15 protein-coding genes are annotated in these 12,400 nt (G+C 66.8%); 7 read left to right on the top strand and 8 right to left on the bottom strand.

The window, feature by feature from the left end; genetic code table 11:
* Nucleotides 1–118: 118 nt before the first annotated feature.
* Nucleotides 119–1,306 carry a glycosyltransferase gene (locus QZM15_RS10020; RefSeq protein ID WP_302106297.1) on the bottom strand — a complete coding sequence of 396 codons (1,188 nt, stop codon included), beginning with the start codon at nucleotides 1,304–1,306 and terminating at the stop codon, nucleotides 119–121.
* A gap of 402 nt (nucleotides 1,307–1,708) precedes the next feature.
* On the opposite strand from QZM15_RS10020, the gene ispH reads away from it, so the two are divergent.
* Nucleotides 1,709–2,650, top strand: coding sequence for a 4-hydroxy-3-methylbut-2-enyl diphosphate reductase (ispH, locus tag QZM15_RS10015; protein WP_059581714.1), 942 nt, complete (start codon nucleotides 1,709–1,711; stop codon nucleotides 2,648–2,650).
* Between the two features lie 12 nt (nucleotides 2,651–2,662).
* The gene (gene hpnH / locus QZM15_RS10010; RefSeq protein ID WP_006480287.1) at nucleotides 2,663–3,823 is read left to right on the top strand and encodes an adenosyl-hopene transferase HpnH; all 1,161 of its coding nucleotides are present in this window, start codon (nucleotides 2,663–2,665) and stop codon (nucleotides 3,821–3,823) included.
* A gap of 148 nt (nucleotides 3,824–3,971) precedes the next feature.
* Here the strand turns inward: hpnH and QZM15_RS10005 are convergent, their stop codons facing one another.
* From QZM15_RS10005 to QZM15_RS09990, 4 genes are all read right to left on the bottom strand, one after another.
* On the bottom strand, nucleotides 3,972–4,232 hold the full coding sequence (locus QZM15_RS10005; protein WP_059581711.1) for a hypothetical protein: 261 nt from the start codon (nucleotides 4,230–4,232) through the stop codon (nucleotides 3,972–3,974).
* A 182-nt stretch (nucleotides 4,233–4,414) separates the two neighbouring features.
* On the bottom strand, nucleotides 4,415–4,894 hold the full coding sequence (locus QZM15_RS10000) for a hypothetical protein (RefSeq protein WP_060011201.1): 480 nt from the start codon (nucleotides 4,892–4,894) through the stop codon (nucleotides 4,415–4,417).
* Between the two features lie 223 nt (nucleotides 4,895–5,117).
* Nucleotides 5,118–5,495 carry a hypothetical protein gene (locus QZM15_RS33975; RefSeq protein ID WP_060011197.1) on the bottom strand — a complete coding sequence of 126 codons (378 nt, stop codon included), beginning with the start codon at nucleotides 5,493–5,495 and terminating at the stop codon, nucleotides 5,118–5,120.
* A gap of 136 nt (nucleotides 5,496–5,631) precedes the next feature.
* Nucleotides 5,632–5,808 carry a hypothetical protein gene (locus QZM15_RS09990; RefSeq protein WP_155753852.1) on the bottom strand — a complete coding sequence of 59 codons (177 nt, stop codon included), beginning with the start codon at nucleotides 5,806–5,808 and terminating at the stop codon, nucleotides 5,632–5,634.
* 175 nt (nucleotides 5,809–5,983) lie between these two features.
* On the opposite strand from QZM15_RS09990, the gene QZM15_RS09985 reads away from it, so the two are divergent.
* Together QZM15_RS09985 and QZM15_RS09980 are read left to right on the top strand one after the other, a co-directional pair.
* Nucleotides 5,984–6,337 (top strand): DOPA 4,5-dioxygenase family protein, encoded by a 354-nt coding sequence (locus QZM15_RS09985; RefSeq protein ID WP_059581700.1) that lies wholly within the window; start codon nucleotides 5,984–5,986, stop codon nucleotides 6,335–6,337.
* 120 nt (nucleotides 6,338–6,457) lie between these two features.
* The gene (locus tag QZM15_RS09980) at nucleotides 6,458–6,883 is read left to right on the top strand and encodes a nuclear transport factor 2 family protein (protein WP_302106296.1); all 426 of its coding nucleotides are present in this window, start codon (nucleotides 6,458–6,460) and stop codon (nucleotides 6,881–6,883) included.
* A 58-nt stretch (nucleotides 6,884–6,941) separates the two neighbouring features.
* Here QZM15_RS09980 and QZM15_RS09975 read toward each other — a convergent pair whose 3' ends face one another.
* The 3 genes from QZM15_RS09975 to QZM15_RS09965 form a co-directional block, all read right to left on the bottom strand.
* Nucleotides 6,942–7,562, bottom strand: a complete 621-nt coding sequence (locus QZM15_RS09975) for a hemolysin III family protein (protein WP_060968207.1) — start codon at nucleotides 7,560–7,562, stop codon at nucleotides 6,942–6,944.
* A 197-nt stretch (nucleotides 7,563–7,759) separates the two neighbouring features.
* Nucleotides 7,760–7,966 (bottom strand): YbdD/YjiX family protein, encoded by a 207-nt coding sequence (locus QZM15_RS09970; RefSeq protein ID WP_027781714.1) that lies wholly within the window; start codon nucleotides 7,964–7,966, stop codon nucleotides 7,760–7,762.
* A 12-nt stretch (nucleotides 7,967–7,978) separates the two neighbouring features.
* On the bottom strand, nucleotides 7,979–10,057 hold the full coding sequence (locus tag QZM15_RS09965; protein ID WP_059581690.1) for a carbon starvation CstA family protein: 2,079 nt from the start codon (nucleotides 10,055–10,057) through the stop codon (nucleotides 7,979–7,981).
* Nucleotides 10,058–10,326: 269 nt separating this feature from the next.
* On the opposite strand from QZM15_RS09965, the gene QZM15_RS09960 reads away from it, so the two are divergent.
* From QZM15_RS09960 to QZM15_RS09950, 3 genes are all read left to right on the top strand, one after another.
* Entirely contained in the window at nucleotides 10,327–10,797 is a 471-nt protein-coding gene (locus QZM15_RS09960) for a hypothetical protein (protein WP_302106295.1), read from the top strand.
* Entirely contained in the window at nucleotides 10,797–11,681 is an 885-nt protein-coding gene (locus tag QZM15_RS09955) for an RNA polymerase sigma-70 factor (RefSeq protein ID WP_226223454.1), read from the top strand. Before QZM15_RS09960 ends, QZM15_RS09955 begins: the two co-directional genes overlap by 1 nt.
* 192 nt (nucleotides 11,682–11,873) lie before the next feature.
* Nucleotides 11,874–12,353, top strand: coding sequence for a carboxymuconolactone decarboxylase family protein (locus QZM15_RS09950; protein ID WP_059581685.1), 480 nt, complete (start codon nucleotides 11,874–11,876; stop codon nucleotides 12,351–12,353).
* The last annotated feature ends 47 nt before the right edge of the window (nucleotides 12,354–12,400 follow it).

Genomic DNA, 12,400 nt, shown 5'->3' with positions numbered 1-12,400 from the left:
CGGCATCGGCCGGCAACCGGCCGGAGAACACACAGCCCGAATCGGCTTGCGTCGATCCGGGCTGTGTGTTTTCAGGGGGCCGGTTTATCGGTACGGCAGCGGCATCCGCCGGCGTGGGTCAGCGCTCCACCGGCGCCTGCACGCGCGCCTTCCACTGGCCGCCCTTGCCGCGCCAGTAACGCCACGCGGACGCGAACGTCGCGCCGACGTAGAACAACGCGACGAGCGGCAGCGCGGGCGCCCACAGCGGCGAGCGCCGGTAGTAGCGCAGCGTCGGCGCATACGCGGCGCACATCGACGCCCACGCGAGCCAGGCCGGCCATGCGCGCGCGCCGTAGGCCAGCGCGGCGACGGGCGGCACCAGATAGATGATCGTCATCCCGAGCAGCGTGCCGGCCAGCAGCAGCGGCGAATAGTGCAACTGCGTGAACGCGGTGCGCGCGATCATGTTCCAGATGTCGCGCCAGCTGTCGTACGGGCGCAGCGACACGCTGCGATCGGCGAGATCGAGCCGGATCGGATGACGGCCGCCGCCGCGATGCTTGATCTGCGCGGCAAGGCTGCAGTCGTCGATCAGCGCGCCGCGAATCGATTCGATGCCGCCCGCTTCCTCGAGCGCCGTGCGCTTCACGAGCATGCAGCCGCCCGCGGCGCCGGCCGTCCGGTTGCGCGGGTTGTTGATCCACGAGAACGGGTACAGCTTCGCGAAGAAGAACACGAACGCCGGAATCAACGCCTTTTCCCAGAACGAATCGCAGCGCAGCCGCACCATCAGCGACACGAGATCGCGATTTTCGGCCTGCGCGCGCGTGACGAGCTGCGCGACGGCGTCGGGCGGATGGCCGATGTCGGCATCCGTCAGCAACAGGTAGTCGGCCGGCAGGCCGAGCGTCTGCACGGCCGCGATCCCCTGCGATTGCGCCCACACCTTGCCCGACCAGCCGGCCGGCAACGGCTTCGCGCTCAGCACCGTCAGCCGGTCGGCGCGGTTGATCGCGAGCGCGGCCGCGCGGGCCGCGTCGGCGGTGCCGTCGTCGCTGTGGTCGTCGACGATGATCAGATGAAAGTCGCCCGGATAGTCCTGCTCGAGCAGCGAAGTCGCCGCGCGGGCGATCACGTCGGCTTCGTTGCGCGCCGGCACGACGGCCACGACGGCCGGCCAGCCGGCCTCGGCCGCCGCGCCGCGAGCGCCGGGCGGCAGCGGCCGCGCGGGCTGCGCGCGCCAGAAGCCGCCGCGCGCGACGAGCAGCACGATCCAGATCACCAGCGACAGGCCGGACACCAGGAAGGCGATCGCGAGCATCATCGGCCTGCCCCCTGCCGGGCACCGGCGCGTGCGACATCAATAAGGGTCTGGAACAAAACACCCGGCCCCGCAGGGGCGGACGGGCAATACGCGTAAGAATCGACGGTCATCGAATGGCCTTGAAATGAGCGCGATGGCGGGCAGCCGGAGCGGCCGCCCGCGAAACCGCGCAGTTTACCGGGTTCCGCGCGCGCCAGCGCCGACGCGGCTCTCCCGCAATTGCAACGGTGTCGATACGGCACCGAAGCAAGGACGGCCCGATAGGGTTAAAATGCGCGATTAATTCGGGGTTCCGGGGCCTGGCCGGCCGGTTCGTTCCTGCCTTCATAACATCAAGCCGGGGCGAGCAAGCGCGTGCCAGCGCCTCGAACCCCGGCGTCTGTCGTCGGAGTTCGCTCACCTATGCGAGTCATCCTTGCCCAGCCCCGCGGCTTTTGTGCGGGGGTTGTCCGTGCGATCGAGATCGTCGATCGCGCGCTGCAACAGCACGGTGCGCCGGTCTATGTGCGTCACGAGATCGTGCATAACCGGCATGTCGTCGAAAATCTGCGTAATAAAGGGGCACGATTCGTTGAGGAGCTCGACGAGGTGCCGCACGGCGCTGTCGCGATCTTCAGCGCGCACGGTGTCGCCCAGACGGTCGAGCGCGACGCGCAAACGCGCGGGCTCGACGTGCTCGACGCGACCTGCCCGCTCGTCACGAAAGTGCACGTGCAAGGCCGCCAGTACGTCGCGGCGGGCCGCCGGCTGATCCTGATCGGCCACGCGGGCCACCCGGAAGTCGAGGGCACGATCGGCCAGATTCCGGCCGAGGTGATCCTCGTGCAGAGCGAGGCCGAAGTCGATACGCTGACGTTGCCCGTCGACACGCCGGTCGCGTACATCACGCAGACCACGCTGTCGGTGGACGACACGCGCGGCATCATCGAAGCGCTGCAGCGCCGGTTCACCGACCTCGTCGGCCCGGACACGCGCGACATCTGCTATGCCACGCAGAATCGCCAGGCCGCCGTGCGCGAGCTGAGCGAACAGGTTGACGTGCTGCTCGTCGTCGGTGCGACGAACAGCTCGAACTCGAACCGCCTGCGCGAGATCGGCACCGAAAGCGGTGTGCCGAGCTATCTCGTCGCCGACGGCTCGGAAGTGAAGGCCGAATGGTTCGCGGGCGTGCAGACGGTCGGCCTGACCGCCGGCGCGTCGGCGCCCGAGGAAATGGTCGAGGATGTAATCGGCGCGCTGCGCGCGCTGGGGCCCGTCGAGGTCGCGACGATGGCGGGCCGTGAAGAAAAAGTCGAATTCAAGTTGCCGGCGAAGCTCACGCAAGCTGTCGCCCGCGAAGTTTAAGGAGGACATCCCTTGTCTATTCCGCTGCTCCAGCAAGTCCGTGTCGGCGCCTACATCGTGCGCCAGCACCTGTCCGGCAACAAACGCTATCCGCTCGCGCTGATGCTCGAGCCGCTGTTCCGCTGCAACCTCGCGTGCAACGGCTGCGGCAAGATCGATTATCCGGATCCGATCCTGAACCAGCGTCTTTCCGTCGAGGAATGCCTGCAGGCCGTCGACGAGTGCGGCGCGCCCGTCGTGTCGATCGCCGGCGGCGAGCCGCTGCTCCACAAGGAGATGCCGGAAATCGTCAAGGGCATCATGAAGCGCAAGAAGTTCGTGTACCTGTGCACGAACGCGCTGCTGATGGAAAAGAAGATGGACGACTACCAGCCGAGCCCGTATTTCGTCTGGTCGGTCCACCTCGACGGCGACAAGGACATGCACGACCATTCCGTGTCGCAGGAAGGCGTGTACGACAAGGCGGTCGCGGCGATCAAGGAAGCGAAGCGCCGCGGCTTCCGCGTGAACATCAACTGCACGCTGTTCAACGATGCGATCCCCGAGCGCGTCGCGAAGTTCTTCGACACGCTGGGCCCGATCGGCGTCGACGGCATCACCGTGTCGCCGGGCTACGCGTACGAGCGCGCGCCGGATCAGCAGCACTTCCTGAACCGCGACAAGACGAAGAACCTGTTCCGCGAAATCCTGAAGCGCGGCGAAGGCGGCAAGCGCTGGTCGTTCAGCCAGTCGTCGCTGTTCCTCGACTTCCTGGCCGGCAACCAGACGTACAAGTGCACGCCGTGGGGCAACCCGGCGCGTACGGTGTTCGGCTGGCAGAAGCCGTGCTACCTGGTCGGCGAAGGTTACGTGAAGACCTTCAAGGAGCTGATGGAAACGACGGAGTGGGACAACTACGGCGTCGGCAACTACGAGAAGTGCGCGGACTGCATGGTCCACTGCGGCTTCGAGGCCACGGCCGTGATGGACACGATCTCGAACCCGCTGAAGGCGCTGCGCGTGAGCCGCAAGGGCATCAAGACCGACGGCCCGTTCGCACCGGACATCTCGATCGCGAAGCAGCGTCCGGCCGAGTACGTGTTCTCGCGCCACGTCGAGATCAAGCTCGAGGAAATCCAGCGCGCCGGCAAGGGCAAGCTGCAGAAGCCGGCGAAGTCGGCAACGGCCGCTTAAGCGCGTTTCGCCGCGCGGCGGTTCGCGCCTTCAGCGGCCACGCATCGAAGCAGCGCCACGGAGTTCGCTCCGTGGCGCTTTTGTTTTGTCGGACGCCGTGTGACGCGTGGCGCTTGCACGTGTACGTGCGGGGACGAACGTCCGTCGCCTAGCTTCGCGACTCCGCTGCGGCGATCAGTTGCCACGCGGTCGGCCCCGGATCGAGCAGCGGATCGGACGGCGGGTCGAGATCGTGCCGATGCGCTTCCTCCGACGGCAATCTCTGTGATTTCGCGATGCCGATTTCGTCGCCGCAGACGGTGCATCGGTAGATGCCCGCCACCGTCACCTCGCTGCCCGGCGGGAGATTCTCGCTGAATGCGCGGCCACTTCCGCACGTGAAGTAGCCGCCGCTCCTGTATAGCGCCATCGCTCCTCCTGACCGAAAACGAATGCGTTCGCGTCGACACGCATGATCGCGGCGTTCGCCGCGAACGTCGCGAACATGGATCGTCGTCGCCCGGCCACACCGGGTTCCAGTCATGTCATTAGACGGCGCGCGGCCGCGCGATGGAATCGGACACGTATGAAACGCGGCCGTCGGCCAGCCGTTCAATGCAGAATGGCCGGCTCCCGCATCTTCGTCGCGGCCTGCGCGACCAACCCCGGCTGTTCGGCGGAAGCGAACGTGCAGACATGACGCCACAGCTCTGCCAGCCGATGCCGCGTGAGCGTCGCGACGCACGCGTCGTTCGCGGCGAGCACGCGTTCGAGCACCGCGCATTCGTGGGCGTGCAGCGTCCATGCACCGCCTTGCGCGGCGCGCGCCGCGCTCGCGTCCAGCACGCGCTCCGCGTCGACGCACAGGGCGATGGTCGCATCGGGGGAGACCGCATCGTCGAGCGCGAGGAAGACCAGATACACGCTCGTGCGCAGCCGCATCAGCAGCGCTTCGCTACCGTGCTCGCCGCGCAGCGCGACCAGCGCCATGTGGCATTTCAGCGAGATGTCGCGTGCATGCGCGAGCGGCAGCGGCAGCAGCCATTCGCGCGTCAACGGCGGATGGCGCCGGCCTTTTCGGGCAACCTTCATGATTCGCCCTCGCTCGCGCATGCGTCGTTCGCCGCCGCCCCCGGCCACGCGCTGCGGCACACGCGCGCGCAGCGGCCCGCGTCGCGCAGGGCGTGCGCCCGACGTCGCACGCCGCGCACATCGGCCCGCCGTCGCGTCGCGCTCGCTTGCGGCAGCCTGCGTATCGCCAGCTCACGCAACACGCCGAACAATCGGTTCGGGCACGCCATGTCCGTCTCCCGCATCAAAACGTGTTGTCGCCCTTCAGGTAGTACGCGGTTTTCACGAAGAACGCCTTCACCGGATGGCCGCTCTGCGCGTCGCGGGCCGCCCGCGCTTCCATCGCGGCCTTCTCGTCGCGCCACCGGTCGGGCATCGGGTTGTTCACGCGCTCGAGCGCACGCTGCATCGCGAGCGGATAGTTCTGGTTGCCGGCCGTCGTCGCGCGATAGCCGGCGCGCGTCATCTGCATGAGCTGCGCATCGGTTTCGGCACGCGCCGCCGACCAGGTCAACGGCGCGGCATTCGGGGTGTCGGCGACGCCGATCGACTGCGCAAAGCTAACGGCCGGCAACGCAGCGAGTGCGCAAGAAAGAACGGCAACGGGAACGAGGGATCGCATAATGGCCTCCAGATGGTTGTCCCCGCATCGATCCAGCATCGATGCGTTGAAATCATCGTATGTCGGGCCGCATCCCGGTTGAATAGCCGAATCCGCAATTGTTATTTTCAGCCGCGCATTCGGCGCATGAGCCGCGTCATTCGCGAATCCATTCAAAACGGAATTTCTTTATTTCATTCAACGACCTGATCGGATTCTTACCGGTGATCCGGCTCGGCGCACATACCGCTCTTTCAATTTCCGAAATGACGTGTTGCCGGCGCGATGCCGGCCGGCGCGCCTGCAGACAAGGCTTTGGCGTGATGTCGCGCATGCGGATACCGCCGAAACGATTTCATCCGATCAGCCGATTCTTCTGATGCAGGACAAATCGTCCGCGTCGGCCTGCCGGATCGGGACACGACGCATGCCGCAAGGACGCGCGATAATCACGCATCAGCCGTTTCACACGGCATCTCAGGCGTTTTCATTTTTAATCGAGCCTCTCCATGGTCGCTCTCGACATTACCGCCATCGACAGTTGGCACGCGCACGTCTATTTCGATGCGGCGAGCCGCGACGCGGCCTGGGCGTTTCGCCAGGTCGTCGACGCGCGGTTCGGCGCGGTCATCGAACTCGGCCGCTTTCACGAACGCCTCGTCGGCCCGCATCCGGCGTGGTCGTACCAGATCGCGTTCGGCGCCGCGCGATTCGACGACATCGTGCCCTGGCTCGTGCTGAACCACGGCGCGCTCGACATCTTCGTGCATCCGAATACCGGCGACGACCTGCGCGACCATCGCGATTGCGCGATGTGGATCGGCAAGTCGTATACGCTGAATCTCGACGCGCTGGCCGGCTAACGGCACGCGCGCCCTGCCGTCTTCGCCGCGGCGAGGCATTCACGTTTCGGGTCGACGTGAAACGTCTGGCGGCGGCGCGCCTCTACAGTGGTTTCCATGATCGGCTTCCAGAAACCCGCGATGACACCCGCAGACACCCACGTCGACGCCCGGCGCATCCATGAAGACTGGCACGCCGCCGTCGTCGCCCGCGACCTCGACGCGCTGATGTCGCTGTATGCCGACGACGCGGTGCTCGAAACGCCGCTCGTCGTCGCCACGCGGCCCGCGCACGGCACGGGCGTGCTGCACGGCAAGGCCGCGATCGGCGCCTTCTTCGCGGCCGGCCTGCGCGATCCGGACAACGGGCTCGGGCGCTGGTACCGGACCGGGCTGTTCTTCTCGAACGGCCGCCAGCTCGTCTGGGAGTACCCGCGCGCAACGCCGGACGGCGACCAGGTGGATCTCGTCGAAGTGATGGATCTGCGCGACGGGCTGATCGCGCATCATCGTGTGTATTGGGGATTGGCCGGGTTCAACGCGCTGCGGGCCGCCTCGCGCCCGTAGCGCATGCTGGGGCCGGCTGGCCACGCGCGGACGTCACCTGCCCGACGCTCCATGCCGCTCACGCGACATACATCGCGACACTGACGAACTGGCACAGGCTGCCGGCCAGCACGAAAAGGTGCCAGATACCGTGCCCGTGGCGGATGCGTTCGTCGTTGATGAAGAAGTAGATTCCCGCGCTGTAGATCACGCCGCCGGCCACGAGCCACGCGGTGCCCACGGGCGGCAGCGCATGAATCAGCGGACGCACGGCGACGAGCGCGAGCCAGCCCATCAGCACGTACAGGATCATCGACAGCAGGCGCGTGCGGCGCCCGAGCGTCAGTTCCTGCACGATGCCGAACACGGCGAGCCCCCAGCTCACGCCGAACAGCGACCAGCCCCACGGGCCGCGCAGCGTGACCAGCGTGAACGGCGTGTAGCTGCCGGCGATCAGCAGGTAGATCGCGGCATGGTCGCATTTCTGCAGGATCGCCTTCAGGCGCGGGTTGCGCACGCTGTGATACGCCGTCGAAATCGCGTAGAGCAGGATCAGCATCGCGCCGTACACGCTGAAGCTCACCACCTTGTACGGGTCCCCTTCGAGCGCGCCCATCGTCACGAGCGCCACGAGGCCGGCTACCGACAGCACCGCGCCGACGAGATGGGAAATGCTGTTGAAACGCTCACCGGCATGCACGACGTGTTCTCCTGCGGTCCATCGGGAAAAGAGGGAGCCCTATGATACCGGCGGCCGGATAGCCCGTGCTGCGCCCGGGCAAACGGCGTGCGAGCGCCATGCGCCGCCGGCCGGCGCAAAAAAAGCGCCGCGACATCCATCGCGGCGCTTCCGTTTCGTCAACCGGACCGATTCGTCAGGTCATTGCAACGGCCGGTTCAGCAACATTTCCCTGCTCCCGACCCGTACCGCGCATTCTGACGCTCGCGAAAGAATTCCTCGTACGTCATCGGCTCGCGGTCCGGATGGGTTTCGCGCATGTGCGCGACGTAGGTGTCGTAGTCGGGCAGGCCGACCATCAGCCGCAACGCCTGCCCGAGGTAACGCCCCGCGCTGCGCAGGTCGCTGCCGAGATCGGTAAACATCGCGGCCTCTCCTCAACGTCCGCTGCCGAGCGCCTGCGCGGCCGGCATCGCTTCGTACGGCGTCTCGCGCACGGTCGGCTTCGATTCGCGGCGCGCGCGCAGCACGGCGAGCAGGCCGTACACCGCGATGCTCACGACGACGAAGATGAACAGCCCGGCCAGCGCCGCATCGATGTAGTCGTTGAAGATGATCCGCTTCATCTGCGCGATCGACTTCGCCGGCGCGAGCACCTTGCCTTCGTCCACCGCGGCCTGCAGCTTCGCGGCGTGCGCGAGGAAGCTGACCTTCGGGTTCGCGTCGAAAATCTTCTGCCAGCCGGCCGTCAGCGTGCAGATCAGGAGCCACGCGGTCGGCACGATCGTCACCCACGCATAGCGCTCGCGCTTCATCTTGAACAGCACGACGGTGCCGAGCACCAGCGCGATCGCGGCGAGCATCTGGTTGGAGATGCCGAACAGCGGCCACAGCGTGTTGATGCCGCCGAGCGGATCGACCACGCCCTGGTACAGGAAGTAGCCCCATGCGGCCACGCACAGCCCCGTGGCGACCAGGTTCGCGGGCAGCGACTCGGTGCGCTTGAGCGCCGGGTGGAACGTGCCGAGCAGATCCTGCAGCATGAAGCGGCCCGCACGCGTGCCCGCGTCGACGGCCGTCAGGATGAACAGCGCCTCGAACAGGATCGCGAAGTGATACCAGAACGCCATCATCGCTTCGCCGCCGATCACCTGGTGCAGGATGTGCGCCATGCCGACGGCCAGCGTCGGCGCGCCGCCCGCGCGCGCGATGATCGTCGTTTCGCCGACGGCCTTCGCGGTTTGCGTTAGCATGTCGGGCGTCAGCACGAAGCCCCATTGCGTGACGGTGTTCGCGACCGCTTCCGGCGTCGAGCCGAGCACGGCGGCCGGCGCGTTCATCGCGAAGTAGATGCCCGGCTCGATCACGCACGCGGCGACCAGCGCCATGATCGCGACGAACGATTCCATCAGCATCGCGCCGTAACCGATGAAGCGCGCGTTGGTTTCGTTGTCGATCAGCTTCGGCGTCGTGCCCGACGAGATCAGCGCGTGGAAGCCCGATACGGCGCCGCACGCGATCGTGATGAACAGGAACGGGAACAGGTTGCCCGACCACACCGGGCCCGTGCCGTCGACGAACTTCGTCAGCGCGGGCATCTTCAGTTCCGGTGCGACGACCAGGATGCCGATCGCGAGGCCGAGGATCGTGCCGATCTTCAGGAACGTCGACAGGTAGTCGCGCGGCGCGAGCAGCAGCCACACCGGCAGCACCGATGCGACGAAGCCGTAGCCGATGAGAATCCACGTGAGCTGCGTGCCGCTGAACGTGAACCATGCGGCGACCGTGGGCGAGGCGGCCACGTTCTGGCCGAACGCGATCGCCGCCATCAGCCCGATGAAGCCGATGATCGACACTTCGCCGATGCGGCCCGGGCGGATGTAGCGCGTGTAGACGCCCATGAACAGCGCGATCGGAATCGTCGCGGCGACGGTGAACGTGCCCCACGGCGAATTCGTCAGCGCCTTCACGACGATCAGCGCGAGCACCGCGAGGATGATCACCATGATCAGGAACGCGCCGAACAGCGCGATCACGCCGGGCACCGTGCCGAGTTCCATCTTGACGAGGTCGCCGAGCGAGCGGCCGTCGCGGCGCGTCGAGATGAACAGCACGATGAAGTCCTGCACGGCGCCCGCGAACACGACGCCGGCCAGGATCCACAGCATGCCGGGCGTGTAGCCCATCTGCGCGGCGAGCACGGGGCCGACCAGCGGCCCGGCGCCGGCGATCGCGGCGAAGTGATGGCCGAACAGCACGTACTTGTTGGTCGGCACGTAGTCGAGGCCGTCGTTGTACTTGACCGCCGGCGTCATCCGCAGCCCGTCGAGCTGCATGACCTTGCTGGCGATGAAACGGCTGTAGAAGCGATACGCGATCAGATACACGCAGACTGCGGCGATCACGATCCAGAGGGCACTGACGCGCTCGCCGTGTGCGAGTGCGATCGTGCCGAATGCGAACGCGCCGAGCAGCGCGACCGCGATCCAGAGCAGGGTACTGGAAGCCCGATTCATGGCGTCTCCTGGTCTCCAATGTGTTTTTGAGTGGATGCGGCCCGAAAGCCGAACCCGCGTGACGTCGATGCGTCGTGCCGCAGCCTCGCAGAGGCCGCGGCGATGGGCCGTAGTATTCCGCGCGACGGGGGCCGCTTACAAGCGGATAACTACGTATGAGGATCTACGTAGAATTACGTAGTCGCTGTCACATGCCCGCCGTCAGGCCACGATTGCTCACGACCGGCGAGCCACGTACAGTATTTGCCTGCCCCCATTCCGGAACCGCCATGCCGATTGCATTTCAGAAGACGAACGCGAATGGCGATGACTTCGTCATCGTCAACCTGCGTGGTCAAGGGCACGATCCCGCGCATCGTGTCGATCGCGACCTCGTGCGACGTATCGGCGGTCGGCATCGCGGCATCGGCTCCAACGCGCTCGCGGTTGGGTCGGATTGCGACGATGCAGCCGCCCGCGTCGCGTTCCGGAACCCCGACGGCTCGGCGCTCGATACCTGCGGCAGCGCGACGCGCGGTGTCGCGTGGAAAAAGCTGAGGCGGGGAACCGGCGCGGCGTCGGTCGTGCTGCGCACGAATCGCGGGCGCCTGCACTGTTCCCACGATACAGACGGGTTGATCGAGGTCGAAATGGGCGCGCCGCGGCTCGGCTGGCAGGACGTGACGGTTCGATGGAACGACGCCGGCAGCGTGTTCCTGAGCGGGCCCGTGACGTTCGCGTTCAACGGGGTGTGGCTGTGATGACCGACGACGCACAAACCTTCCACGCGTTGCGCCCGCGCCTGCAGAAGATCGCGTACCGGATGCTCGGCTCGATCGCGGACGCCGAGGACATCGTGCAGGACGTGTGGCTACGCTGGCACGACGCGGCGCGCGAGCGCATCGAGAACGCCGAGGCCTGGCTCGTCGCGGTCACGACGCGGACGTCGATCGACCGCCTGCGCGCGGCGAAGCTCCGGCGCGAGCACTACACGGGCATCTGGCTGCCCGAGCCGGAGCTCGGCGAATCGCCTGCCACGCCGGAGGAAATGACCGAGCGCGCGAACGACGTATCGGTCGCGTACTTGCTGCTGCTCGAACGGCTGACGCCGGAAGCGCGCGCGGCGTTCCTGCTGCGCGAAGTGTTCGATGCCGACTACGACGAGATTGCCGACGCGATCGGCAAATCCGAAGCCGCGTGCCGGCAGCTCGTCAGCCGCGCGAAGGCCCAGTTGCGAGACGCCGACAGGCCGCGCCACGTCGTGCCGCGCGAAACCCACCGGCAATTGCTGCAGAGCTTTTCGCACGCGCTCGCGCAAGGCGATTTCCCGTCGATCCAGGCGCTCCTCGCCGAAGACGCGATGCTGATCGGCGATGGCGGCGGCAAGGTCCAGAGTTTCCCGAAACCGCTGGTCGGCGGTCGCCGCATCGCTCAACTGTTCTATGCGACGTGGTTGCGCTGCGGCAGCGGTGTCGAGATGCGGCCGGTCGTGCTGAACGGCGAATGGGCGATGCTGCGCTTCATCGCGGGGCAACTCGAAGCGGCGATGTCGTTCGAGACCGACGGCGCGCGCATCGGCCGGATTCTCGTGCAGCGCAACCCCGACAAGCTCGCGCGGATCGCGGCCGCCTGCGCGGCCGGCTGACTTGCGCGTCCCCGCGCCGGCGCCGGCCGCACCCGCCGTCGAGCGCGGATTGATGCAGCGCGCGCAACACGATGCGTCCCTGTGCGTGGCTACCGCGTACCGGCGCACCCTCCTAAGATGATTTCGCGCGGCGCCCTGCCGCCCACGACACCCGCACCACGCGGGCCAGCCTCTTCGTCGCCAGGAGAAATCATGACGCAGCGTCTCAACTACATGCATCAATCGCCCGAGCTGTTCAAGCAGTTCCTCGAACTCAGCAATTTGCTGCGCGGCAGCGCGATCGAGGAATCGATCCGCGATCTCGTATCGGCCCGTGCGTCGCAGCTCAACGGCTGCGCGTTCTGCCTCGACATGCACGTGAAGGAAGCGCGCCTTCACGGCGAGCGCGAACTGCGCCTGCACCATCTGGCGACGTGGCGCGAATCGACGCTGTTCTCGCCGCGCGAGCGGGCCGCGCTGGCCTGGACCGAAATACTGACGAAACTCCCCGAGCACGGCGTGCCGGACGATGTCTACGATCGCGTGCGCGGCCAGTTCTCCGAGAAGGAATTGTCGGACCTGACGTTCGAAGTGATGGCGATCAACGGCTGGAACCGCGCGAATGTGGCGTTCCGCACCGCTCCGGGTTCGGCCGACAAGGCTTACGGCCTCGACAAGGCCAATCTCGCCTGACGCCCTCGCCCGGTCGCGGGCGCCCTTCTTCGCCGCCGGCGGCCTGC

Source organism: Burkholderia sp. AU44665 (genome assembly GCF_030504405.1).
In the GTDB taxonomy this organism is placed as follows: Bacteria; Pseudomonadota; Gammaproteobacteria; order Burkholderiales; family Burkholderiaceae; genus Burkholderia; species Burkholderia semiarida.
The sequence above is the reverse complement of the archived record's forward strand: the minus strand, read 5'-3'. Positions and strand labels throughout refer to the sequence as shown.